This is a genomic window from Streptomyces sp. AM6-12 (genome assembly GCF_044327085.1).
Lineage (GTDB): Bacteria > Actinomycetota > Actinomycetes > Streptomycetales > Streptomycetaceae > Streptomyces.
Map to the genome: position 1 here is coordinate 5,391,421 of NZ_JBIQWN010000001.1, position 24,481 is coordinate 5,415,901.

Sequence of the window (24,481 nt, forward strand, 5' to 3'; positions counted from 1 at the left end):
GGTTTCACGGGGGCGATTCCCTGCCTATCCTGAAGGGACCCCCCGGGTCGCCCCCGGCGACCGCACGATGAGGAGGACTCCGTGCCGCTCTCGGAGCACGAGCAGCGCATGCTCGAGCAAATGGAGCGAGCGCTGTACGCCGAAGATCCCAAGTTCGCGTCAGCGCTTGAGGGAAGCGGGCTGCGTACGTACACCCGGCGGCGGGTCTACCAGGCGGTCGCGGGCTTCCTCGTCGGTATCGCGCTCCTCATGGCCGGAATGGTCGCCCAGCTGATCTGGGTCAGCGTTGTCGGTTTCCTCGTCATGCTCGGCTGCGCGGTGCTCGCGGTCACGGGCTGGCGCAAGGCGCCCAAGCCGGGGGAACAACCCGCGGGTGCCGTACGGCGCCCGCTGCGGCCCAAGCGGTCCATGATGGATCGCATCGAGGAGCGGTGGCAGAGACGGCGCGACGAACAGGGACGGTAACGCTCCGCTGGTCCGGCCGGGCGTACCCGAGCTTTCTTGAGGGGTGACCACCAGTACCGGTGGTCACCCCTCAGGCGTTGTCGCGGCCCGTGCCGCCGCCCCCGCGTCAGCCGCCGCGGCGGCTAACGCTCCGAGGAACGCGGCCGGCGTACGAGCGGTCGGGCCGCCGTCGCCCGCGCGCGCAGCGCCGACCAGCGGGACGCGACCGCCCACAGCACCCGGACCGCCGAGCGCGGCAGGAAGCGGGCCCGCAGGCGCGTCCCGCGGGAGGCCGTGCCGTAGAGGGCCGCCGTGGCCCGGCGTACGTCGTCGGCCACCCCTGGAGCGGAGCGGGGCCGGGGGGCGTACAGGACCTGTTCCAGGGCGGTGGCGACGCGGTGTACGGCGTCGCCCGCCGGGCCGTCGAGACGGCCCAGGCGGATGATCCGGTCGGCCGCGCTCCTCGGCGTCAGCGACTCGTCCGGGACGATGCCCAGGTCCCAGGCGCTGTCCGTCAGCTCCTGCCACGCGGCCGGCGTCCGCGCCGCCGCCCCCTCGTCGGTGCGGGCGTGCCCCCCGAGCCGTACGGACCGCAGCCGGACCCGCCACAGCAGCGGCGCGAACGGAACGGCCAGCAGCACCAGCACGGCCAGCGCGGTCAGCGCGAACCACCACGGGCCCGCCCCGCCGCCGCCCCGGGCCGGGACCGCCGCCGCCGACGGCGTGCCGCACATCCCCGGCTCGTGCGCGCAGTTCGCGCCGGCCGACGGAGCCGCCGAGGGCTGCGAGGAGCCGTTCTCGGACGGCAGCGACTGGTCGGGCTGCGAGGTGCCGGGCGTGACCGACTGGGTGTACGACGGCACCACGCCCCGCGTCGGCGTCGGCTCGAACCGTGTCCAGCCCACGCCCTGGAAGTACAGCTCGGGCCAGGCGTGCGCGTCCTTCAGGGTCACCGCCACCGAACCGTCCGCCTGCGGGGTGCCGGGCGCGAAGCCCACCGCGACCCGCGCCGGGATGCCGAGGGTGCGGGCCATCGCCGCCATGGCGAAGGAGAAGTGGACGCAGAAGCCCTGCTTCTTCTCCAGGAAGTTCGCGATCGCGTCGGGACCGGTGCCGACCGCCACCTGGGTGTCGTACTGGAAGCCGCCGTCGGTGGAGAACCAGTCCTGGAGGCGGACGGCCTCCTCGTAGTGGTTCCTCGCGCCCGCCGTGACCTGGCGGGCGGTCCGCGCCACCACCTTCGGCAGCGTGTCCGGCACCTTGGTGTACGCGCGCCGCAGCGCGGCCGGCGGCTCGGGCGCCGACGCCAGCTGCGCCGCGGTCGGCCGCACGTCCAGGCTGGTCACGTCGTACGTCTTGCCGCGCGTGGTCTGGCCGTGGTCACCCACCAGGGTCATGCCGACCGGTTCGTAGCGCCAGCTGCCGCCGATCTGCACCTTGCTCGGCGGGTAGGGCATCGGCAGCCAGTCCTGGGCGTACCAGTCCGCCGTCTGGACCGTGGTCCGCAGGGTGTCCCGCCGGACGTCCGGGCTCAGCCCGGCCGGCGCCGGGAACGTGTCCGGCACACCCACGATGCGCCGCTGGGCCGGCTTCCAGGTGGTGCCGTCGAAGTCGTCCAGGGAGACGATGCGCAGATACAGGTCCGAGAGGTCGGCGGAGCTGGTGCGCACGGACAGCGCCGTGCGGTCGTCGGTGGTGTTCAGGCTGTCGCGCAGCGAGACCAGCGGGTTGACCGCCGAGATGGTGCCGCCGCGGCCGGGGCCCGTACCCATCCCGGCGCCCTCCCCGGCCAGCAGGCCGCCCTGCATCGCGGGCAGCGCGAGCGGCACCAGCAGGGCCACCCCGAGGGCGACCGCGCCGATCCGCCGCCCGGTGCGCACCGGCGCGAGGGCACCCCCGTCCGGGTCCCGGGGCGTGGCACTGAAGACCCGGCCCCACTGGGCGAGCCGGTCCCGGCCCTCGGCGAGCAGCAGCATCAGATAGCCGCCCGCCGCCACCAGGAACCACAGCCAGTCCGCTCCACCGCGGGACAGCCCGGCGGCCACCGAGTACAGCGCGAGCAGCGGCAGCCCGGCCGGCGCCGCGCTCCGGAAGGTCACCGCGAGGGTGTCCACCAGCAGGCCGATCAGCAGCGCGCCCCCGATCAGCATCAGCCGGATGCCGTCGGTGAGCGGTGCCGGTATCGCGTACTGGCTGACGTCCTGCGTGCCCTGCCGCAGCAGGTCGGTGAGGTAGACGAAGGTGTCCGGGCCGGGGATCACTCCGGCGATCGCGTGGCCACGGGCGAAGACCAGGGTGATCAGCAGCAGTGTGGCCACCGCCTGCACCACCACGGTCAGCGGCCGTCCGAGCGGCACCCGCCGGGCCGCCGCGCCCACGCCGCTCTGCACGGCCACCAGCGGCACCAGCTCCAGCAGCCAGGACGGTCCGTTCACCAGCGGCAGCAGTGCGCAGGAGGCCATCAGGGTGGCCGCCGCCGCACACAGCGCCAGCCGCGCCCGCCCGCTCATGCCCGCGCCTCCCGCGCCACCGCGGCCAGACCCGAGCGCTCGCGGTCCGCCTGCTGCCACAGCTCGTCCAAGGCGGCGCCGCGCGGCACCGCGCACGCCGTCCAGCCCGCGTCGCGCAGCAGCCGCAGCCGCTCCGCGTGCGGGTCGCCGGGAGGCGGGGGCTCGCTGGGGTCGCGGGTCCAGGCGGCCGGGTCCAGCACGAAGGCGACGGCGCCACCGCCGCGCCGGCCCATGCCGGCGACCGTGGTGGCCTGTTCCTCGTCCAGGTCGCCGAGGAAGGCGATCAGCAGGCCCTCGCCGCCGCGCAGCGCCTCGTGGGCCCGCGAGAAGTCCTCGCCGCTGGAGTGGCCGATCACCGCGAGGGTGTCCAGGATCAGCCCGGCCGCCTCCGCGGCGTCCTGGCCGCCGCCCGCGAAGCCCTCGGCGCTCTCGCCGGGCACGGCGCTGCCGGTGTCCGTCAGCAGCCGTACCGAGAAGCCCCGTTCGAGCAAGTGAACCAGCGCGGAGGCGGCGCCGGAGACGGCCCATTCGAACGCCGAGTCGGGGCCCGCGCCCTCGTAGGCACCGCCCCGGGTGTCCAGCAGGACGGTGCAACGGGCGCGCCGGGGCTGTTCCTCGCGGCGCACCATCAGCTCGCCGTAGCGCGCGGTGGACCGCCAGTGCACGCGGCGCAGATCGTCGCCGTACCGGTAGCCGCGCGGGATCATGTCGTCCTCGCCGGCCAGGGCGGGTGCGCGCCGGTGCCCCTCGCCGTAGCCCCTGGCCTCGCCGGCGAACCGGGCCGGGGCCAGCGGGACCACGCGGGGGATGACGGTGAGGGTGTCGGACTCCGCGAAGGAGCGGGTCAGTTCGCACATCCCGAAGGGGTCGGTGAGTCGCAGCTGGAGCGGGCCGAGGGGGTAGCGGCCGCGCAGGTCCGAGCGGACCCGGTAGGACACCTCGCGCCGGCCGCCCGGCTCCACCCGGTCCAGCACGAACCGGGGCCGGGGCCCGAGCACGTACGGCACCCGGTCCTGGAGCATCAGCAGGCCGGTGGGCAGCCGGGAGACGTTGTCCATCCGCAGCCGGACGCGGGCCTCGCCGCCGGCCGGGACGCGCGCGGGGTCGAGCGTCCGGGTGCCGGTCACCCGGTGGCGGGTGCGGCAGAGCACGGTCGCGCAGGTCAGCGGGAGCACGGCCAGCAGCAGGCCGACCCGCAGCAGTTCGCTTTGGCCCAGAACATAGGCGCAGATCGCGGCGGCGATCCCGGCCGCCAGGAAGGAGCGGCCGCGGGTGGTCAGACCGGCCAGCGCGGTGCGGAATCCGCCCGCCTCCCCGCGCTCGTCCGCCGCCCGCTCCCACCCCGCGGCGCTCATCACAGGCCCCGCGGGGGCTGCTGGGGATAGGCCGGCACGCCGCGGCCGATGCCGTCGAGTCCACCGCGCGGGCCCGGAGCCGCGGGCACCGGGGTGTGCCGGAGGATCTCCTGCACCACCTGCTCGGCGCCGCGGCGGTTGAGCTGGGCCTGGGCGGTGGGCAGCAGCCGGTGCGCGAGGACGGCCACGGCGAGTTCCTGCACGTCGTCCGGCAGCGCGTACTCCCGGCCGGCGAGGGCGGCGGACGCCTTCGCCGCGCGCAGCAGATGCAGGGTGGCGCGCGGCGAGGCACCGAGTCTGAGGTCGGGGTGGGCACGGGTGGCGGCGACCAGCTCCACCGCGTACCGCCGCACCGTTTCGGCGACGTGCACCCCGCGCACCGCGTCGATCAGCTTCACGATCTCGTCCGCGTGCGCCACCGGCTGGAGGTCGTCCAGCGGGTTGGCCCCGCCGTGTACGTCCAGCATCCGCAGCTCGGCCTCCGCGCTCGGGTAGCCGACGGAGACGCGGGCCATGAAGCGGTCGCGCTGGGCCTCGGGCAGCGGGTAGGTGCCCTCCATCTCGACCGGGTTCTGGGTGGCCACCACCATGAAGGGGGCGGGCAGTTCATAGGTCTGCCCGTCGATGGTGACCTGGCGCTCCTCCATGGACTCCAGCAGCGCCGACTGGGTCTTGGGCGAGGCGCGGTTGATCTCGTCGCCGATCACGATCTGCGCGAAGACCGCGCCCGGCTTGAACTCGAAGTCGCGGCGCTGCTGGTCCCAGATGGAGACACCGGTGATGTCCGAGGGCAGCAGGTCGGGCGTGAACTGGATGCGCTGCACCGAGCAGTCGATGGACCGCGCCAGCGCCTTGGCGAGCATCGTCTTGCCCACGCCGGGGACGTCCTCGATCAGCAAATGGCCCTCGGCGAGCAGCACGGTCAGCGCGAGCCGTACGACCTCGGGCTTGCCCTCGATCACGTCCTCGACCGAACCGCGCACCCGCTCCACCGTGGCGCTCAGCTCGCTGAGGCTCCCTCGACCGTCATAGGTCGTCACCCGGCCCTCCTCGGCCCGTTCTCCGCCGGGCCGGCGCGCTTGATCGCGGCCGGCCCACCCCGAAACACGGACACCACGCGGAAATGGTTCCGCGCGATGTCGCACTCCGCATTCTCGCTGCCGTTACCGATTCGTGTCACCGCCTGTGGACAACTGCCCGCACGATGTCGGTCGGAGGGGCCTTTCGGTCAGGCTTTCGATGCGTTTCGGTGGGGAGCGCCTCGGGGCGGCAGCCGGAACGGGGGGTGCCCCGGAGCGGGCCGGGCGCCGGTCAGGCCGGGTCGACCTCGCGCAGCGCGCCCGTGCGCACGTCGAAGACGAAGCCGCGCACGTCCTCCGTGCTCAGCAGGAACGGCGAGGTGCGCACCCGCTGCATCGACTGCCGGACGTCCTGGTCGACGTCCCGGAACGCCTCCACCGCCCACGCCGGGCGCTGGCCGACCTCCATCTCCAGGTCGTGCCGGAACTCCTCGGTGATGGTCTCCATGCCACAGCCGGTGTGGTGGATGAGGACGACACTGCGGGTGCCCAGCGCCCGCTGGCTGATGGTCAGGGAGCGGATCACGTCGTCGGTGACGACCCCGCCCGCGTTGCGGATGGTGTGACAGTCACCCAGCTCCAGGCCCAGGGCGGCGTGCAGGTCGAGACGGGCGTCCATGCACGCCACGACGGCGACCTTGAGCACGGGACGGGCGTCCATGCCGGGATCGGTGAATTCGGCGGCGTACCGCTGGTTGGCCTCCACCAGGCGGTCGGTCACAGAGCCGCCACCGGTTATGGCGCCTTCGGATCCAGTGGGAATTGCTGCGGAAGTCGACATACTCATGACGTTACTGGTCACCCGCGGACGGTACCCGCCGTGAGAGCGGACAAAGAACGTCATCGTGGCTTGTTGTGAGCTACCCCATACGGACGACAAACCGGGGCCGGAAGGGTGAATATGTTCGAAAGACGGCGTCCGCGCGGAGGCGGTGCGCGACGCGCAGGCCGGTTGATTGACCGTGAGACACCGTGGACTAAAGTGACGCGAAGCGGGAGGCGTGGCTCTCCCTGCTGGTGAAACCACGGAGACCCGGCACCCGCCCGGACCCGTCTCCCCGCGTGCGCGGCGCGTACGTACGGCTCGGCCTCCTCCCGCTCCCGGTCGGCTGACGCTTCCGGCGCCGGCCGTCCCCCTGTTCACGAGCTGGCGGGGGCCCGCGGTGCGCACGGCGCCTCGCCGGAATGAGAGGCCCCCTTGAGCCAGAGTCGACACGTCCCGGTGATGCTCCAGCGGTGCCTGGATCTGCTGGCGCCCGCCCTGGAGCGACCGGGAGCGGTGGTCGTCGACTGCACCCTCGGTCTCGGCGGGCACAGCGAGGCGCTGCTGACCCGGTTCTCCGAGGCCCGGCTGATCGGCCTCGACCGGGACAAGGAGGCGCTGCGCCTGTCCGGGGAGCGCCTCGCGCCCTTCGGCGAGCGGGCCACCCTGGTGCACGCCGTCTACGACGAGCTGCCCGACGTCCTCGACCGGCTGGGCGTCCCGCGCGTCCAAGGCGTCCTGTTCGACCTCGGCGTCTCCTCCATGCAGCTCGACGAGGCCGACCGCGGCTTCGCCTACGCCCAGGACGCGCCGCTCGACATGCGCATGGACCAGACGACCGGCATGAGCGCCGCCGAGGTCCTCAACACCTATCCGCCGGGCGAACTGGTGCGCATCCTGCGTGCCTACGGCGAGGAGAAGCAGGCCAAGCGGATCGTCGGGGCGATCGTGCGCGAGCGCGAGAAGGAGCCGTTCAGCAACAGCGCCCGCCTGGTCGAGCTGATCCGCGACGCCCTGCCGCAGGCCGCCAAGCGCACCGGCGGCAACCCGGCCAAGCGCACCTTCCAGGCGCTGCGCATCGAGGTCAACGGCGAGCTGTCGGTCCTGGAGCGGGCGATCCCGGCCGCCGTGCGGGCCCTCGCCGTCGGCGGGCGGGTCGCCGTGCTGTCGTACCACTCGCTGGAGGACCGGCTGGTCAAACAGGTGTTCGCGGCGGGGGCGGCGAACACCGCGCCGCCCGGACTGCCGGTGGTGCCCGAGCGCTACCAGCCGCGGCTCAAGCTGCTCACCCGCGGTGCCGAACTTCCCACCGAGGAGGAGGTCGCCGAGAACCGCAGGGCCGCCCCCGCCAGGCTGCGGGGTGCCGAACGCATCAGGGAGGACGCCGAGTGAGCCGGACGGGTGGGCTGGTCCGCGGGACCTCGGTCCTCGGAACTCACTGGGGGAGCGGTGGCTAGGAAACCCGAACTGAAGGGGCGGGCCGCCCGGCTCGCCCGGCTCTTTCCGGCCGGCCGCGCCAAGGCCGCCCGCACTCCCTTCGTCCTCCTCGTCGTGCTGCTCCTCGGCGGCGGCCTCATCGGGCTGCTGGTGCTGAACTCCGCTCTGAGCGAGGGCTCCTTCAAACTCGCCGACCTCCAGAAGCGGACCCAGAACCTCACCGACGAGGAACAGGCCCTCCAGCGGGACATCGACGCCTACTCGTCCCCCGACGCCTTGCAGCGCCGGGCCCGTGAACTCGGCATGGTCCCCGGCGGCGACCCCGCCTTCCTCGACCCGAACGGCACGGTCAAGGGCGTACCCGGCGCGGCCTCCCCCGAGGCGGCCGTCTACGACGGTCCGCCCGCCCCCGAGTCCCTGACGCTCACCCCGCCGCCCGGCCTCACGGCCACCGGGACACCGAGCCCCGCACCGCCTCAGAACGACACCCCCGCGGTCCCCGCTCTCACCGCCCCGACCGCCCTCGCCCCCCAGTCCGCTCCCACCCCGACCCCCGGCAGGTGACGGAAGTGTCCGACAGGGAACCCCCGCGCCGCCGCGTGCCCCGCCCCGCGAAGCCGCCCCGGCCGCAGGGCGCCGGCCGCCTGCGGCAAGGACCCGGCGCCCGCCCCGCCCGGCGCCCGAGCGCGGGCCGGGTGCCCGCCCAGCGCCCGCTGCGGCTCGGCAGCCCCCGGCCCCGGCTGCGCCTGATCGGCCTCGCCCTCGGTCTGGTGCTGCTCACCTTCGTGGTGCGGCTGCTCCAGGTGCAGGCCGTGGAGGCGAGCGCGTACGCCGCGAAGGCCGAGGTGAACCGGTACGTCGTCCACACGCTGGCCGCCGAGCGCGGCGGAATCACCGACCGCAACGGCGTGGCCCTCGCCGTCAGCGAGGACGCCTACGACATCACGGCCGACCCGACGATGTTCAGCGCCAAGCAGCTGAAGATCAGTGACGGTCCCGAGCGGGCCGCCGCCCTGCTCGCGCCGATCCTCGGGCAGGACCAGGCCACGCTGGTGAAGAAGCTGCGGCCCGCCGACAAGAACTCCCGCTACACCCGGCTCGCCACCCGGCAGACCCCCCAGGTCTGGAAACAGATCAAGGACCTGAAGGCGGCCCTCGCCCAGAAGGCCGGCGCCGTCAACGTGCTCGCCGGGGTCTTCGCCGACCCCAGCAGCCAGCGCGTGTACCCCAACGGCGACCTCGCCGCCCCGATACTGGGCTGGGTGAACGCCGACGGCAAGGGCGGCGGCGGCATCGAACGGATGCTGGAGAAGCAGCTCGCGGGCAAGAACGGCAAGATCCGCTACGCCCAGTCCGGCGGCCGCGAGGTGCCCACCGCAGGCTCCGCCGAGACCCCCGCGGTGCCCGGTTCCGACGTCGAGCTGACCATCGACCGCGACATCCAGTGGGCGGCCCAGGAGGCCATCACCCAGCAGGTGAAGAAGTCCAGGGCCGACCGCGGCTACGTCGTCGTCCAGGACACCCGCACCGGCCAGATCCTCGCCATGGCCGACGCGCCGGGGTTCGACCCCAACGACCTCTCCAAGGCGAACCCGGACGCCCTGGGCAACGCGGCCGTCCAGGACGCCTACGAGCCCGGCTCCACCGCCAAGGTGATGTCCATGGCGGCCGTCCTCCAGGAGAACGCGGCGACCCCGCTCACCCACGTCGTCGTACCCAACCGGCTGCACCGCGGCGACCGGCTGTTCCAGGACGACGTCGACCACGCCACCTGGGACCTCACGCTCAACGGGGTGCTCGCCAAGTCCAGCAACATCGGCACCATCCTCGCCACCGGCCAGCTCGGCAAGACCCAGCCGCAGGCCAACCAGGTCCTCTACTCCTACCTGCGCAAGTTCGGCATCGGCAGCTACACCGGGCTGAACTTCCCCGGCGAGACGCCCGGCATCCTCGCGCCGCCGCAGAAGTGGTCCACCTCGCAGCAGTACACGATCCCCTTCGGCCAGGGCTTCTCCATCAACGCCCTCCAGGCCGCCTCCGTCTACTCGACCATCGCCAACGACGGCGTCCGCATCCAGCCGACCCTGATCCGCGGCACCAAGGGACCCGACGGGCGGTTCACCCCGGCCGCGAAGCCCAAGGAGACCAGGGTCGTCAGCGCGAAGACCGCCAGGTCGGTCGCCGAGATGCTGGAGTCCGTGGTCGACGACGAACAGGGCACCGGCATCTCCGCCCGCATCCCCGGCTACAACGTCGCCGGCAAGACCGGCACCGCCAACCGAGTGGATCCGGCCACCGGCAGATACCGCGGCTACACCTCGTCCTTCGCCGGGTTCGCCCCCGCCGACAAGCCCCGCATCACCGTCTACTGCGCCATCCAGAACGCCACCTCCGGTGGCTACTTCGGCGGCCAGATCTGCGGGCCCATCTACAAGAAGGTCATGGAGTTCGCCCTGAAGACCCTCCAGGTCCCGCCCACCGGCGCGCCGCCCGCGAACCTGCCGGTCGACTACAAGCCCTGACCAGCACCGAAAGCACAGGAATCAGCCAGTGACGACGATCACCCCAGGACCCGGGAACCACGCGGGCCCCGAGCCCTCGCTTCGCTCCGAGGCGGGTACGCCCGGTACGCTCACCGCCGTGCCACACGCTGATCAGTCCCAAACCACCCAGAAGGGCGCTTCCGTGACATATCCGGGACCGCCGCGACCGGTCCACGTCTCCGCCACACCCCTCGCGGAGCTGGCCGATCAGCTGGGTGCCGCCGCCCCGGACGCCACCGCCGAGATCACCGGGATCACCCACGACTCGCGCGCCGTCCGCCCCGGCGACCTGTACGCCGCCCTGCCGGGCGCCCGCCTGCACGGCGCCGACTTCGTCACCCAGGCCGCCGGCCTCGGCGCGACCGCCGTACTCACCGACCCGGCCGGCGCCGAGCGCGCCGCCGCGACCGGCCTGCCGGTCCTGGTGGTGCCCGACCCGCGCGCCCGGATGGGCGAACTGGCCGCCACCATCTACGGCCGGCCGGGCCGCGACCTGCTCCAGATCGGCATCACCGGCACCTCCGGCAAGACCACCACGGCCTACCTGGTCGAGGGCGGCCTCAAGAGCGCGAGGGCCACCGGTCTCATCGGCACCGTCGAGACGCGGATCGGCGACGAGCGCATCAAGTCCGAGCGCACCACCCCCGAAGCCACCGACCTCCAGGCCCTGTTCGCCGTCATGCGCGAACGCGGCACCGAGGCGGTCGCCATGGAGGTCTCCAGCCACGCCCTGGTCCTCGGCCGGGTCGACGGCTGCGTCTTCGACATCGCGGTCTTCACCAACCTCAGCCCGGAACATATGGAGTTCCACTCCGACATGGAGGACTACTTCCGGGCCAAGGCGCAACTCTTCACGCCGAAACGCAGCAAACTCGGCGTCGTCAACGCGGACGACGAGTACGGCCGCCGCCTCGCCGCCGAGGCCACCGTCCCCGTCGTCACCTACTCCGCCGAGGGCCACCCCGACGCCGACTGGCGCGCCGAGCACGTCCAGGTCGGCCCGCTGGACTCGACGTTCACGGTCCTCGGCCCGGACGGCGAGCGGGTGCAGGCCAGGTCGCCGCTGGCCGGACCCTTCAACGTGGCCAACACCCTCGCCGCCATCGTCGCCCTCGCCGCGGCCGGCCTCGACCCGCAGGCCGCCGCCGACGGCATCGCCGCCGTTCCGGGCGTTCCCGGCCGCCTGGAGCGGGTCGACGCCGGGCAGCCCTACCTCGCGGTCGTGGACTACGCCCACAAGACCGACGCGGTCGAGTCGGTGCTCAAGGCGCTGCGCAAGGTCACCAAGGGCCGGTTGCACATCGTCCTGGGCTGCGGCGGCGACCGCGACCAGACCAAGCGCGCCCCGATGGGCGCCGCCGCGGCCCGGCTCGCCGACACGGCCGTACTGACGTCGGACAACCCCCGCTCCGAGGACCCGCTCGCGATCCTCGCGACCATGCTCCAGGGCGCGGCGTCCGTGCCCGCGCACGAGCGTGGCGAGGTGCTCCTCTTCGAGGAGCGGGCCGCCGCCATCGCCGCCGCCGTGGGCCGCGCCCAGGCAGGCGACACCGTGCTGGTCGCGGGCAAGGGCCACGAGCAGGGCCAGGACATCGCCGGTGTGGTCCGTCCCTTCGACGACCGCCAGGTGCTTCGCGAAGCTATCCAGAAGACCCAGGGATGAACTTGTGATCGCCCTCTCCCTCGCCGAGATCGCAGCTGTCGTCGGCGGGCAGACGCACGACATACCGGATCCGTCCGTCCAGGTCACCGGACCGGTCGTCCGGGACTCCCGCGAGGTGGTGCCCGGCAGCCTGTTCGCCGCCTTCGTCGGCGAGCGCGTGGACGGCCACGACTTCGCACCACAGGTCGTCGAGGCGGGCGCGGTCGCCGTACTGGCGTCGCGCCCGGTCGGTGTGCCCGCGATCGTGGTCGAGGACGTCCAGAACGCCCTCGGTGCCCTCGCCCGGCACGTCGTCGGCAAGCTCGGCGCGACCCTCGTCGCCCTGACCGGCTCGGCGGGCAAGACCAGCACCAAGGACCTCATCGCCCAGGTGCTGAGCGACAAGGCGCCCACGGTGTTCACGCCGGGTTCGTTCAACAACGAGATCGGGCTGCCGCTGACCGCCCTCACCGCGACCGAGGAAACCCGGTTCCTGGTCCTGGAGATGGGCGCTCGGGGCATCGGCCACATCCGCTACCTCACCGGCCTCACCCCGCCGCGAATCGGTGTCGTCCTCAACGTCGGCACCGCCCACATCGGCGAGTTCGGCGGACGCGAGCAGATCGCGCAGGCCAAGGGCGAGATCATCGAGGGACTGCCCGAGGACGGCGCGGCGGTCCTCAACGCCGACGACCCGCTGGTGCGCGCCATGGCACCGCGAACCAAGGCGAAGGTGGTCCTTTTCGGAGAGTCGGCCGAAGCGGACGTACGTGCCGAGAATGTACGACTCACGGACACCGGACAGCCTTCCTTCAGGCTTCACACACCCTCCGGTGCAGCCGATGTGACCATGCGCCTGTACGGTGAGCATCACGTGTCGAACGCGCTCGCCGCGGCCGCCGTCGCCCATGAGCTGGGCATGTCCGCGGAAGAGATCGCCACCGCGCTCTCCGGGGCGGGCTCCCTCTCCCGCTGGCGCATGGAGGTCACCGAGCGCCCGGACGGCGTGACCATCGTCAACGACGCCTACAACGCCAACCCCGAGTCCGTGCGGGCCGCCCTGAGGGCACTCGCGGCCATGGGCAAGGGGCGGCGCACCTGGGCGGTGCTCGGCAAGATGGCCGAGCTGGGGGACGAGGCGCTCGCCGAGCACGACGCCGTCGGACGGCTCGCCGTCCGGCTCAACGTCAGCAAGCTCGTCGCCGTCGGGGGGATTGAGGCCTCCTGGCTGCAACTGGGCGCATATAACGAGGGTTCGTGGGGTGAGGAGTCGGTGCACGTGTCCGACGCACAGGCGGCGATCGACCTGTTGCGCAGCGAGCTGCGACCGGGGGACGTCGTCCTCGTGAAGGCGTCCCGTTCGGTGGGGCTCGAAGGTGTCGCCGCGGCGCTGCTGGAGACCGGTGCCGAGGGTGAGGTTGCCGCCCGATGATGAACCAGATCCTGTTCTCGGGTGTCATTGGCCTCTTCCTCACCCTGGTCGGCACCCCGCTGCTGATCAAACTGCTGGCCCGCAAGGGCTACGGCCAGTTCATCCGTGACGACGGCCCGCGCGAGCACCTCAGCAAGCGCGGTACGCCGACCATGGGTGGTATCGCCTTCATCCTGGCGACGGTCGCCGCGTACTTCCTGTCCAAGGTGATCAGCGGCAAGCCGCCGACGTTCTCCGGTCTGCTGGTGCTCGGCCTGATGGTCGGCATGGGCCTGGTCGGCTTCCTGGACGACTACATCAAGATCGTCAAGCGGCGTTCGCTGGGCCTGCGGGCCAAGGCGAAGATGGCCGGCCAGCTGATCGTCGGCATCGCCTTCGCCGTACTGGCGCTGATGTTCCCCGACGCCCGCGGCAACACCCCGGCCTCCACCAAGCTGTCGTTCATCACCGACTTCGGCTGGTCGATCGGCCCGGTGCTGTTCGTCATCTGGGCGCTGTTCATGATCCTCGCGATGTCGAACGGCGTGAACCTGACCGACGGTCTGGACGGCCTCGCCACCGGCGCCTCCGTCCTCGTCTTCGGCGCCTACACGTTCATCGGCGTGTGGCAGTACCAGGAGTCCTGCGCCAACGCGCAGACCCTGACCAACCCGGCCGCCTGCTACGAGGTGCGCGACCCGCTCGACCTCGCCGTGGTCGCCTCCGCGCTGATGGGCGCCTGCCTGGGCTTCCTGTGGTGGAACACCTCGCCGGCGAAGATCTTCATGGGCGACACCGGCTCGCTCGCCCTCGGCGGTGTCCTCACCGGCCTGGCCATCCTCTCCCGCACGGAGCTGCTGGTGGCCATCATGGGCGGCCTGTTCGTCCTCATCACCATGTCGGTCGTCATCCAGGTCGGTTCCTTCCGGCTCACCGGGAAGCGCGTCTTCCGGATGGCGCCACTCCAGCACCACTTCGAACTCAAGGGCTGGTCCGAGGTCCTGGTCGTGGTCCGCTTCTGGATCATCCAGGGCATCTGCGTGATCGTCGGACTCGGCCTCTTCTACGCGGGATGGGCAGCGGAAAAATGACCACCGGCTCGGCGCCCTTCGACGTGCAGGGCAAGCACGTCACCGTCGCGGGACTCGGCGTCTCCGGCATCCCGGCGGCCAGGACCCTGCACGCGCGCGGCGCGATCGTCACGGTCGTCAACGAAGGCGACGACGCCCGCGCCCGCGAGCAGGCCGAAGGGCTCCGGGCGCTCGGCATCACCGTGCGCCTGGGCGACGGGGCGACCCTCCCGGAGGGCACCGAGCTGATCGTCACCACCCCCGGCTGGCAGCCCGGCAAGCCGCTGTTCCAGGCGGCCGGCGAGGCGGGCGTGCCGGTCTGGGGCGACGTGGAGCTGGCCTGGCGGCTACGGGGACCCGACGCGGCCCCCTGGCTGGCCGTCACCGGCACCAACGGCAAGACCACCACCGTGCGGATGCTCGCCTCCATCCTGGAGGCGGCCGGGCTGCGCACGGCGGCCGTCGGCAACATCGGGGTCTCGCTGCTGGACGCCGTCCTGGGCGAGGAGACGTACGACGTCCTCGCCGTGGAGCTGTCCAGCTACCAGCTGCACTGGGCGCCCTCGCTGCGCGCCCACTCCGCCGCCGTCCTCAACCTCGCCCCCGACCACCTCGACTGGCACGGCTCCATGGCGGCGTACGCCGCGGACAAGGGCCGTATCTACGAGGGCAACCAGGTCGCCTGCGTCTACAACGTGGCCGACAAGGCCACCGAGGACCTGGTGCGCGAGGCCGACGTCGAAGAGGGCTGCCGGGCCGTCGGGTTCACCCTCGGCACCCCGGGACCCTCCCAACTCGGCGTCGTGGACGGCATCCTGGTCGACCGCGCCTTCGTCGAGAACCGGCAGAAGAACGCGCAGGAACTGGCCGAGGTCTCCGACGTCCGGCCGCCGGCCCCGCACAACATCGCCAACGCCCTCGCGGCGGCGGCCCTCGCGCGCGCCTTCGGGGTGCCCGCCCAGGCCGTACGGGACGGACTGCGCGCCTTCCGGCCGGACGCCCACCGCATCGAGCACGTCGCCGACATCGACGGCGTGGCCTACGTGGACGACTCCAAGGCGACCAACACCCATGCCGCACAGGCGTCGTTGGCGGCGTACGAGTCGATCGTCTGGATCGCGGGCGGCCTCGCCAAGGGGGCGACCTTCGACGAACTGGTCGCCGCCTCGGCCAAACACCTGCGCGCCGTCGTCCTGATCGGCGCCGACCGGGCCCTGATCCGCGAGGCCCTTGCGCGACACGCCCCGGAAGTACCCGTGGTCGACCTCGACCGGACCGACACTGGGGCGATGCTCCAGGCGGTGACGGAGGCCAGGCGGCTCGCGGTCGCCGGCGACACGGTGCTTCTCGCTCCGGCCTGCGCCTCCATGGACATGTTCACCAACTACAACCAGCGCGGTGACGCGTTCGCGACGGCGGTCGGCGAACTCCGCGCCTGATCCCGGCCGCCCGCCGGGTGGATCCCAGGGAGGGACGCGTGGGGCGGCCGACGTCCAGTGGAGGCGCCGATGCCCAGTAGCCGTACCGGAAAGCCCCCCGTGCAGCGGGCCTCCCGGCGGCCCGTCCTGTCCAGGTCCGTGCGCGAGAACCCGGTACAGCGGTTCGTCACGCGTGCCCGGCGGGCCTGGGACCGGCCGCTGACCGCCTATTACCTGATCGTCGGCGGCAGCCTCCTGATCACGGTGCTCGGCCTGGTGATGGTCTACTCGGCCTCCCAGGTCACCGCGCTCCAGATGTCGCTGCCGGGCTCGTACTTCTTCCGCAAGCAGCTGCTGGCCGCCGTGATCGGGGGCATCCTGCTGTTCGCGGCCTCCCGGATGCCGCTGAAGCTGCACCGGGCGCTGGCCTATCCGATCCTGGCCGGTGCCGTCTTCATGATGGCCCTGGTTCAGGTCCCCGGGATAGGGATGTCGGTCAACGGCAACCAGAACTGGATCTCCCTGGGCGGCTCCTTCCAGATCCAGCCCAGCGAGTTCGGCAAGCTCGCCCTGGTGCTGTGGGGCGCCGACCTGATCGCCCGCAAGCAGGAGCGCAAGCTGCTCACCCAGTGGAAGCACATGCTGGTGCCGCTGGTGCCGGTCGCCTTCCTGCTGCTCGGACTGATCATGCTGGGCGGCGACATGGGCACCGCGATCATTCTCACAGCGATCCTGTTCGGACTGCTGTGGCTCGCGGGCGCCCCGACCCGGCTGTTCTCGGGCGTCCTGTCGGTCGCGGTGGTGATCGGGGTGATCCTCATCGAGACCAGCCCCAACCGGATGGCCCGCCTCGCCTGCATCGGCGCCACCGAACCGCGGGCCCGCGGCGCCGACTGCTGGCAGGCCGTACACGGCATCTACGCGCTCGCCTCCGGCGGACTCTTCGGCTCCGGCCTCGGCGCGAGTGTGGAAAAATGGGGTCAACTGCCGGAAGCGCACACCGACTTCATCTTCGCGGTCACCGGTGAGGAACTGGGCCTGGCGGGGACACTGTCGGTGCTCGCCCTGTTCGCGGCTCTAGGCTATGCGGGTATCCGCGTGGCCGGACGCACGAAAGACCCCTTCGTGAGGTACGCCGCGGGAGGCGTGACCACCTGGATCATCGCTCAGGCGGTGATCAACATCGGTGCGGTGCTCGGCCTGCTGCCGATCGCCGGTGTCCCGCTCCCGCTGTTCTCCTACGGAGGATCCGCCCTGCTGCCGACCATGTTCGCCATCGGGCTGCTGATCGCGTTCGCGCGCGACGACCCCGCTGCGCGGACGGCGCTTGCGCTGCGGCAACCTCGCTTTGGTAGAAAGCGGGCGGGAGGCCCCGGTGCGGATCGGGGGCCTCGGAGATGGAACACGATGCGACGGCGTGCCTCGGCGGCGCGTTCGTCCGGAGAGCGGTGAATTTCGGTGCATGTCGTACTCGCCGGTGGGGGGACCGCCGGCCACATCGAGCCCGCGCTCGCCCTCGCGGACGCCCTGCGCAGGCAGGACCCGAGCGTGGGGATCACGGCCCTGGGCACGGAGCGCGGCCTGGAGACCCGGCTCGTCCCGGAGCGCGGCTACGAGCTGGCGCTGATCCCGGCGGTGCCGCTGCCGCGCAAGCCCACCCCCGAGCTGATCACCGTTCCGGGCCGGCTGCGCGGCACCATCAAGGCCGCCGAGCAGATCCTCGAACGCACCAAGGCGGACGCCGTGGCCGGCTTCGGCGGTTACGTCGCGCTGCCCGCCTACCTCGCCGCCAAGCGGCTCGGCGTGCCCATCGTGATCCACGAGGCCAACGCCCGCCCCGGCCTGGCCAACAAGATCGGATCCCGGTACGCGGCACAGGTCGCCGTCTCCACGCCGGACAGCAAGCTGCGCGGCGCCCGCTACATCGGCATCCCGCTGCGCCGCTCCATCGCCACGCTGGACCGCGCCGCCGTGCGCCCCGAGGCCCGGCACCGCTTCGGCCTCGACCCCAACCTGCCCACGCTGCTGGTCTCCGGCGGCTCGCAGGGCGCGCGCCGGCTCAACGAGGTCGTCCAGCAGGTCGCCCCGTGGCTCCAGCAGGCCGGCATCCAGATCCTGCACGCGGTCGGCCCGAAGAACGAACTGCCGCATGTCCAGCAGATGCCGGGGATGCCCCCCTACATCCCGGTAAGTTACCTGGACCGGATGGACCTCGCGTACGCCGCGGCCGACATGATGCTCTGCCGCGCGGGCGCGATGACCGTCGCCGAACTCTCCGCCGTCGGACTGCCGGCCGCCTACGTACCGCTGCCCATCGGCAACGGCGAACAGCGGCTGAACGCCCAGCCGGTGGTCAAGGCGGGCGGCGGACTCCTCGTGGACGACGCGGAACTGACGCCCGAGTGGGTACAGAACAACGTGCTGCCCGTGCTCGCCGACCCGCACCGGCTCTACGAGATGTCCCGCGCCGCAAGCGAGTTCGGCCGCCGGGACGCCGACGACCTCCTCGTCGGCATGGTGTACGAGGCCATCGCCTCGCGCCGTTAGGACCGTATGACGAAAGGGTAGTGGGCGTGGCCGGACCAGCGACTCGTGAACGTGGGGAACGCCAGCAGGAGTCGTCCGGCCCGCCGCTCGCCCGAACGATAAGGCGACTACGACTTCGTACGATCGTCATCCTGGCCCTGGCCGTGGTGCTCGTAACGGCCGGTTCCCTCTGGGTGTTGTACGGCTCCTCGTGGCTGCGCGTCGAGCGCGTCCCGGTCTCCGGTACGCGGGTGCTGACGCCCGCCGAGGTGCGTGCCGCCGCCGCCGTACCGGTGGGGGCGCCCTTGGTGTCGGTCGACACCGACGCCATCGCGGCCCGAACCCGTCGCAAACTGCCACGCATTGACACGATCGACGTGTCCCGTTCCTGGCCGCACGGCATCGAGCTGAAGGTGACCGAGCGGACCGCGGTCCTCCTGGTCCGAAAGGGCGGGGACTTCATCGAAGTCGACCACAAGGGCGTCCGGTTCGCCACCGTCGCCCAGGCACCCGAGGGCATCCCGCTGCTGCGGATGTCCGTGTCCGCCTCGGGCTCGGCCGCCGCGAGCCTGCGGCGCTTCGGCACCGACCGGCTGACCCGCGAGGCGGTCCTGGTCGCCGGCGAACTGCCGGGCCCCGTCCGCCGCCTCACCGGCACCGTCGAGGTCCACTCCTACGACGACATCCGGCTGGAGTTGACCGACGGCCGCGTCGTGGCCTGGGGAAGCGCGGAGAACGGCCGCGCCAAGGCACGGACCCTCACGGCACTCATGAAAGCAGCTTCCGGCGCACGCCACTTCGACGTCAGCGTCCCCACCGCCCCTGCGTCATCGGCGAGTTGACGCGCATCAGTGCAGGCCAGCACCCTGGTTGGGCACGGCTATGGCTGATCACATAGGGTGAAAAGAAAAACGGGAGGTTCGGCGTGTTCGTTGAACGGGCGCCACTTGTCGACTTAGTGTCCTGTTCAGAAGACTCCAGGGAACAGACACACTGGTAACCCTAAACTTCAGGCTTAGGGTTCGGGTCGGCGCTACGGACCGTCCCATTCGGCATCTGTCGTCACGGCGCGGGCAACCGCCCGGCGGCGACGACGTAATTCGAGGCGAGAGGCCTTCGACGTGGCAGCACCGCAGAACTACCTCGCAGTCATCAAGGTCATCGGTGTCGGCGGCGGTGGTGTCAATGCCATCAACCGGATGATCGAGGTCGGTCTCAAGGGTGTCGAGTTCATCGCCATCAACACCGACGCGCAGGCGCTGTTGATGAGCGACGCCGACGTCAAGCTGGACGTCGGCAGGGAACTCACCCGCGGACTCGGCGCCGGCGCCAACCCGGCCGTCGGCCGCAAGGCCGCCGAGGACCACCGCGAGGAGATCGAGGAGGTCCTCAAGGGGGCCGACATGGTCTTCGTGACCGCCGGTGAAGGCGGCGGCACCGGCACCGGCGGCGCACCCGTCGTGGCCAACATCGCGCGCTCGCTGGGCGCCCTCACCATCGGCGTGGTCACGCGCCCGTTCACCTTCGAGGGACGGCGCCGCGCGAACCAGGCCGAGGACGGCATCGCCGAGCTGCGCGAAGAGGTCGACACCCTCATCGTCATCCCGAACGACCGGCTGCTGTCCATCTCGGACCGCCAGGTCTCGGTCCTGGACGCCTTCAAGTCCGCCGACCAGGTCCTGCTCTCCGGTGTCCAGGGCATCACCGACCTCATCACCACTCCGGGCCTGATCAACCTGGACTTCGCCGACGTGAAGTCGGTCATGTCCGAGGCCGGTTCGGCCCTCATGGGCATCGGCTCCGCCCGCGGCGACGACCGCGCGGTGGCCGCCGCCGAGATGGCGATCTCCTCGCCGCTCCTGGAGGCGTCCATCGACGGCGCCCGCGGCGTGCTGCTCTCCATCTCCGGCGGCTCCGACCTCGGCCTCTTCGAGATCAACGAGGCGGCCCAACTGGTCAGCGAGGCCGCTCACCCCGAGGCCAACATCATCTTCGGCGCGGTCATCGACGACGCCCTCGGCGACGAGGTCCGCGTCACCGTGATCGCGGCCGGCTTCGACGGCGGCCAGCCGCCCGCCCGCCGGGAGAGCGCCCTGGGCTCGGCGTCCCCTTCGACCCCCGCCCGCCGCGAGGAGCCCGCGCCGGTACGGCAGTCCGAGAGCCGTCCGTCCTTCGGCTCGCTCGGCAGCGTCAAGCCGAAGGAGGAGCCGGAGCCGGCCCCCGAGCCGGCGGCCGACATCCCGGTCGCCCCGCCGATCACCCCGGCGCCGCGCCCCGCCTACTCGGACAGCGCGGCCGAGGAACTGGACGTCCCGGACTTCCTGAAGTGATAGGACAGCGCGAGAGCGTGAGCGGCGCGCACTTCGCCTTCACCGACCGGTGGGGCGGGGTGAGCGCCGCTCCGTATGAGGAGCTGAACCTCGGCGGCGCGGTCGGCGACACGCCCGAGGCGGTCCGGACCAACCGGGGACTCGCCGCCAGCGCACTCGACCTGGACCCCACCCGCGTGGTGTGGATGAACCAGGTGCACGGCGCCGAGGTGGCCGTGGTGGACGAGCCCTGGGGCACCCGGCCCGTGCCGGAGGTCGACGCCCTCGTCACCGCACGGCGCGGACTCGCCCTCGCCGTACTCACCGCCGACTGCGTGCCGGTGCTGCTCGCCGACCCCGTCACCGGGATCGCCGCCGCGGCCCACGCGGGCCGGCCCGGCATGGTCAAGGGGGTCGTCCCCGCCGCCGTACGGGCCATGGTCGAACTCGGCGCCGCACCCGAGCGGATCGTCGCCCGCACCGGACCGGCCGTCTGCGGCCGGTGCTACGAGGTGCCGGAGACCATGCGGACCGAGGTGGCGGCGGTGGAGCCGACGGCGCACGCTGAAACCAGCTGGGGCACACCGGCGGTCGACGTGAGCGCCGGAGTGCACGCGCAGCTCGACCGGCTCGGGGTGTGCGACCGGGCGCATTCGCCGGTGTGCACGCTGGAGTCGGGGGACCACTTCTCCTACCGCCGAGACCGCACCACCGGGCGGCTCGCGGCCTATGTCTGGCTGGACTGATGGGGCATGACGGACCGTAAGACCGAACTCGCCGGAAATCTGGCGCATGTGGAGCAGCGCATCGCCCGCGCCTGCGCGACCGCGGGCCGGCGGCGGGAGGAGGTGACCCTGATCGTGGTCACCAAGACCTACCCGGCGAGCGATGTGCGGATCCTGTCGGAGCTCGGTGTGCGCCATGTCGCCGAGAACCGCGACCAGGATGCCGCACCGAAGGCGGCGGCTTGTGCGGATCTGCCCCTGGAATGGCACTTCGTAGGCCAGTTGCAGACCAACAAGGTGCGTTCCGTGGTCGGTTACGCCGATGTCGTGCAGTCGATCGACCGCGCGCGGCTCGTCACCGCGCTGTCCAAGGAGGCGGTGCGCGCCGGGCGCGAGGTGGGGTGCCTGATCCAGGTCGCGCTCGACGCCGGTGCCGACGGCCGGGGCGAACGCGGGGGTGTAGCCCCCGAAGGAATCGAAGAGTTGGCCGACCTCGTCGCCGGCTCGCCGGAACTGCGGCTCGACGGTCTGATGACGGTCGCTCCGCTCACCGGGGAGTACGCGGGGCGCGAACAGGCGGCGTTCGAGCGCCTCATGGATTTGTCGACCCACCTGCGCCGAGTCCATCCGGCTGCAACCATGGTGTCGGCAGGGATGAGTGCGGACTTCGAGCAGGCCGTGGCGGCCGGGGCGACACATGTGCGCGTCGGCACTGCGGTACTCGGTGTCCGTCCCCGGCTCGGGTAACGTCGCCAGGAAGTCGGACCACAGCAGAAAATATGGTCAGTGTTCGCGAAACGGACACAACGACCGCGTGGATCGCGGGCACTTGGCAGTCGTCAGCCGATCCACCACAGAGCGGAGGACTCAGAGCATGGCCGGCGCGATGCGCAAGATGGCGGTCTACCTCGGCCTCGTGGAGGACGATGGGTACGACGGCCGCGGATTCGACCCCGATGACGATTTCGAGCCCGAGTTGGACCCGGAGCCCGAGCGCGACCACCGACGGCACGAGCCGTTGCATCAACCGCATGATGCACATCAGCCCCAAAGGGATGAATCGGTGCGAGTGGTGCAGCCTCCGGCGCCTCGCGAACCGGTCTCCAGAGCGGCTTCGCTACCCGCGGAATCGGGTCGCCCGGCGCGGATCGCGCCCGTGGCGTCCATCACACAAGAACGTCAGTCCCTGGAGAAGAACGCGCCGGTGATCATGCCCAAGGTCGTGTCGGAACGAGAGCCTTACCGGATCACCACATTGCACCCGCGGACCTACAACGAGGCCCGTACCATCGGGGAACACTTCCGTGAGGGCACCCCGGTGATCATGAATCTGACTGAGATGGATGACACAGACGCGAAGCGACTTGTCGACTTTGCTGCCGGTTTGGTGTTTGGTCTTCACGGCAGTATTGAGCGGGTGACGCAGAAGGTGTTCCTGTTGTCTCCTGCTAACGTCGATGTCACGGCGGAGGACAAGGCCCGCATCGCAGAGGGCGGGTTCTTCAACCAGAGCTGAGACGCAGACCGGACCGCAGTACGCAAGAGCTCGGAACAGGGGAGAGGGAAACACAGGCCATGGGCGTGTTCGCGCAGGTGATCTACATCGCGCTGATGGTGTTTCTCGTCGTGCTCATCTTCCGGCTGGTCATGGACTACGTCTTCCAGTTCGCCCGCTCGTGGCAACCCGGCAAGGCGATGGTGGTCGTACTGGAGGCCACCTACACTGTCACCGATCCACCGCTGAAGCTTCTGCGGCGGTTCATTCCGCCGCTGCGTCTCGGGGGCGTGGCGCTCGACCTGTCCTTCTTCGTACTGATGATCATCGTCTACATTCTCATCGCCATCGTGCAGAACTTCGTGAGATGAGCGTGTGGACGATCCGGTCTTGCCGACTGCCGATGACTACGTTGAGGTGAAGAGATGCCGTTGACCCCCGAGGACGTGCGGAACAAGCAGTTCACGACCGTCCGCCTCCGAGAAGGCTATGACGAGGACGAGGTCGATGCCTTCCTCGATGAGGTCGAAGCCGAACTGACCCGCCTGCTCCGGGAGAACGAGGACCTGCGCGCGAAGCTGGCCGCCGCCACGCGGGCCGCGGCGCAGAACCAGCAGAACTCCCGGAAGCCTCCTGAGCAGGAACAGCAGCAACAGCAGGGCATGCGAGGTCCCGGCGCTCCGGTACCCGCCGGCATATCGGGCCCGCCGCAGCAGCAGATGGGTGGCCCCATGGGTGGCCCGCCCCAGCTGCCGAGCGGTGCCCCGCAGCTGCCCGCCGGTCCCAGTGGGCAGGGTGGTCCGCAGGGTCCCGGCCCGATGGGCCAGGGTCCGATGGGACAGGGCCCCATGGGCCAGGGCTCGATGGGCCAGGGCTCGATGGGTCAGGGCCCGATGGGCGGTCAGCCGCCCATGCAGCAGCAGATGGGTGGCCCCATGGGCGGTCCGATGGGTGGCCCGATGGGCGGTCCCATGGGCGGTCCCGGGCAGGGCCCCGGCGGCGACAGCGCCGCCCGTGTCCTCTCGCTGGCCCAGCAGACCGCCGACCAGGCGATCGCCGAGGCCCGCTCCGAGGCCAACAAGATCGTCGGCGAGGCCCGCAGCCGCGCCGAGGGTCTGGAGCGTGACGCCCGTGCCAAGGCCGACGCCCTGGAGCGGGACGCGCAGGAGAAGCACCGCGTCGCGATGGGCTCCCTGGAGTCCGCTCGCGCCACGCTGGAGCGCAAGGTCGAGGACCTGCGCGGCTTCGAACGCGAGTACCGCACGCGCCTGAAGTCGTACCTGGAGTCGCAGCTGCGCCAGTTGGAGACCCAGGCCGACGACTCGCTGGCCCCGCCGCGCACCCCGGCCGCCGCGTCCCTGCCGCCGTCCCCGGCGCCTTCCATGGCTCCGGCCGGCGCGAGCGCCCCGTCCTACGGCGGCAACCAGTCGATGGGTGGCTCGCCCTCCCAGTCGTCCGGCCCGTCCTACGGCGGTCAGCAGCAGATGACGCCCGCCATGACCCAGCCGATGGCTCCGGTCCGCCCCCAGGGCCCGTCCCCGATGGGCCAGGCCCCCTCGCCGATGCGCGGTTTCCTGATCGACGAGGACGACAACTGAGCGCCGGCGACGGTGAGTAGTGCGCCATAGGCGTCGGCAACGCTGAGAACGCGGCCCTGGACTCCGGTCCGGGGCCGCGTTCTTGTGTGCGATGCTCTTTCGAACTGTGTGTGCGGCGCTCTTCCAAACGGGGCGTGCCGAAGCTTTCAGAGGCGC

The 24,481-nt window shown here is 71.6% G+C and carries 21 protein-coding genes; 17 read left to right on the forward strand and 4 right to left on the reverse strand.

Annotated features, from left to right (window positions below):
- The first annotated feature begins 81 nt into the window (after positions 1 to 81).
- The gene (locus ACE4Q9_RS24520; RefSeq protein WP_397986388.1) at positions 82 to 465 is read left to right on the forward strand and encodes a DUF3040 domain-containing protein; all 384 of its coding nucleotides are present in this window, start codon (positions 82 to 84) and stop codon (positions 463 to 465) included.
- 122 nt (positions 466 to 587) lie between these two features.
- Here ACE4Q9_RS24520 and ACE4Q9_RS24525 read toward each other — a convergent pair whose 3' ends face one another.
- From ACE4Q9_RS24525 to ACE4Q9_RS24540, 4 genes are all read right to left on the reverse strand, one after another.
- The gene (locus tag ACE4Q9_RS24525; RefSeq protein WP_397986389.1) at positions 588 to 2,954 is read right to left on the reverse strand and encodes a DUF3488 and DUF4129 domain-containing transglutaminase family protein; all 2,367 of its coding nucleotides are present in this window, start codon (positions 2,952 to 2,954) and stop codon (positions 588 to 590) included.
- Positions 2,951 to 4,309 carry a DUF58 domain-containing protein gene (locus ACE4Q9_RS24530; RefSeq protein WP_397986390.1) on the reverse strand — a complete coding sequence of 453 codons (1,359 nt, stop codon included), beginning with the start codon at positions 4,307 to 4,309 and terminating at the stop codon, positions 2,951 to 2,953. Before ACE4Q9_RS24530 ends, ACE4Q9_RS24525 begins: the two co-directional genes overlap by 4 nt.
- Positions 4,309 to 5,349, reverse strand: a complete 1,041-nt coding sequence (locus ACE4Q9_RS24535) for an AAA family ATPase (protein ID WP_397986391.1) — start codon at positions 5,347 to 5,349, stop codon at positions 4,309 to 4,311. The genes ACE4Q9_RS24530 and ACE4Q9_RS24535 overlap by 1 nt, the downstream gene beginning before the upstream one ends.
- Before the next feature lie 271 nt (positions 5,350 to 5,620).
- The gene (locus ACE4Q9_RS24540) at positions 5,621 to 6,169 is read right to left on the reverse strand and encodes a beta-class carbonic anhydrase (RefSeq protein WP_397986392.1); all 549 of its coding nucleotides are present in this window, start codon (positions 6,167 to 6,169) and stop codon (positions 5,621 to 5,623) included.
- A 417-nt stretch (positions 6,170 to 6,586) separates the two neighbouring features.
- Here ACE4Q9_RS24540 and rsmH point away from each other — a divergent pair, with 417 nt between their 5' ends.
- The 16 genes from rsmH (at position 6,587) to ACE4Q9_RS24620 (ending at position 24,325) form a co-directional block, all read left to right on the forward strand.
- Positions 6,587 to 7,543 carry a 16S rRNA (cytosine(1402)-N(4))-methyltransferase RsmH gene (gene rsmH, locus ACE4Q9_RS24545; protein WP_397986393.1) on the forward strand — a complete coding sequence of 319 codons (957 nt, stop codon included), beginning with the start codon at positions 6,587 to 6,589 and terminating at the stop codon, positions 7,541 to 7,543.
- Between the two features lie 57 nt (positions 7,544 to 7,600).
- Positions 7,601 to 8,152 (forward strand): septum formation initiator family protein, encoded by a 552-nt coding sequence (locus tag ACE4Q9_RS24550; RefSeq protein WP_397986394.1) that lies wholly within the window; start codon positions 7,601 to 7,603, stop codon positions 8,150 to 8,152.
- 5 nt (positions 8,153 to 8,157) lie between these two features.
- On the forward strand, positions 8,158 to 10,110 hold the full coding sequence (locus ACE4Q9_RS24555; RefSeq protein WP_397986395.1) for a peptidoglycan D,D-transpeptidase FtsI family protein: 1,953 nt from the start codon (positions 8,158 to 8,160) through the stop codon (positions 10,108 to 10,110).
- A 163-nt stretch (positions 10,111 to 10,273) separates the two neighbouring features.
- Positions 10,274 to 11,794: a UDP-N-acetylmuramoyl-L-alanyl-D-glutamate--2,6-diaminopimelate ligase gene (locus ACE4Q9_RS24560; RefSeq protein ID WP_397986396.1), complete on the forward strand. Its 1,521-nt coding sequence runs from the start codon at positions 10,274 to 10,276 to the stop codon at positions 11,792 to 11,794.
- Positions 11,795 to 11,798: 4 nt separating this feature from the next.
- Entirely contained in the window at positions 11,799 to 13,205 is a 1,407-nt protein-coding gene (murF, locus tag ACE4Q9_RS24565; RefSeq protein WP_397986397.1) for a UDP-N-acetylmuramoyl-tripeptide--D-alanyl-D-alanine ligase, read from the forward strand.
- Positions 13,202 to 14,275 (forward strand): phospho-N-acetylmuramoyl-pentapeptide-transferase, encoded by a 1,074-nt coding sequence (mraY, locus tag ACE4Q9_RS24570; protein ID WP_397986398.1) that lies wholly within the window; start codon positions 13,202 to 13,204, stop codon positions 14,273 to 14,275. Before murF ends, mraY begins: the two co-directional genes overlap by 4 nt.
- Complete coding sequence (gene murD / locus ACE4Q9_RS24575) at positions 14,257 to 15,693, forward strand: UDP-N-acetylmuramoyl-L-alanine--D-glutamate ligase (RefSeq protein WP_397986399.1); 1,437 nt, start codon at positions 14,257 to 14,259, stop codon at positions 15,691 to 15,693. The genes mraY and murD overlap by 19 nt, the downstream gene beginning before the upstream one ends.
- 69 nt (positions 15,694 to 15,762) lie before the next feature.
- Complete coding sequence (gene ftsW / locus ACE4Q9_RS24580; RefSeq protein ID WP_397986400.1) at positions 15,763 to 17,124, forward strand: putative lipid II flippase FtsW; 1,362 nt, start codon at positions 15,763 to 15,765, stop codon at positions 17,122 to 17,124.
- Positions 17,125 to 17,130: 6 nt separating this feature from the next.
- Positions 17,131 to 18,219 carry an undecaprenyldiphospho-muramoylpentapeptide beta-N-acetylglucosaminyltransferase gene (gene murG, locus ACE4Q9_RS24585; protein ID WP_397986401.1) on the forward strand — a complete coding sequence of 363 codons (1,089 nt, stop codon included), beginning with the start codon at positions 17,131 to 17,133 and terminating at the stop codon, positions 18,217 to 18,219.
- Positions 18,220 to 18,245: 26 nt separating this feature from the next.
- Positions 18,246 to 19,040, forward strand: a complete 795-nt coding sequence (locus ACE4Q9_RS24590) for a cell division protein FtsQ/DivIB (protein ID WP_397986402.1) — start codon at positions 18,246 to 18,248, stop codon at positions 19,038 to 19,040.
- Between the two features lie 279 nt (positions 19,041 to 19,319).
- Entirely contained in the window at positions 19,320 to 20,528 is a 1,209-nt protein-coding gene (gene ftsZ, locus ACE4Q9_RS24595; protein ID WP_397986403.1) for a cell division protein FtsZ, read from the forward strand.
- Positions 20,525 to 21,253 (forward strand): peptidoglycan editing factor PgeF, encoded by a 729-nt coding sequence (gene pgeF / locus ACE4Q9_RS24600; protein ID WP_397986404.1) that lies wholly within the window; start codon positions 20,525 to 20,527, stop codon positions 21,251 to 21,253. The genes ftsZ and pgeF overlap by 4 nt, the downstream gene beginning before the upstream one ends.
- A 6-nt stretch (positions 21,254 to 21,259) precedes the next feature.
- The gene (locus tag ACE4Q9_RS24605; protein WP_397986405.1) at positions 21,260 to 21,979 is read left to right on the forward strand and encodes a YggS family pyridoxal phosphate-dependent enzyme; all 720 of its coding nucleotides are present in this window, start codon (positions 21,260 to 21,262) and stop codon (positions 21,977 to 21,979) included.
- Positions 21,980 to 22,106: 127 nt separating this feature from the next.
- Positions 22,107 to 22,748 (forward strand): cell division protein SepF, encoded by a 642-nt coding sequence (gene sepF, locus ACE4Q9_RS24610; protein ID WP_037653104.1) that lies wholly within the window; start codon positions 22,107 to 22,109, stop codon positions 22,746 to 22,748.
- 59 nt (positions 22,749 to 22,807) lie between these two features.
- A complete protein-coding gene (locus ACE4Q9_RS24615) occupies positions 22,808 to 23,098 on the forward strand; it encodes a YggT family protein (RefSeq protein WP_037653106.1) in 291 nt (96 codons plus the stop codon).
- A gap of 54 nt (positions 23,099 to 23,152) precedes the next feature.
- Positions 23,153 to 24,325 carry a DivIVA domain-containing protein gene (locus ACE4Q9_RS24620; RefSeq protein ID WP_397986406.1) on the forward strand — a complete coding sequence of 391 codons (1,173 nt, stop codon included), beginning with the start codon at positions 23,153 to 23,155 and terminating at the stop codon, positions 24,323 to 24,325.
- Positions 24,326 to 24,481 lie beyond the last annotated feature (156 nt).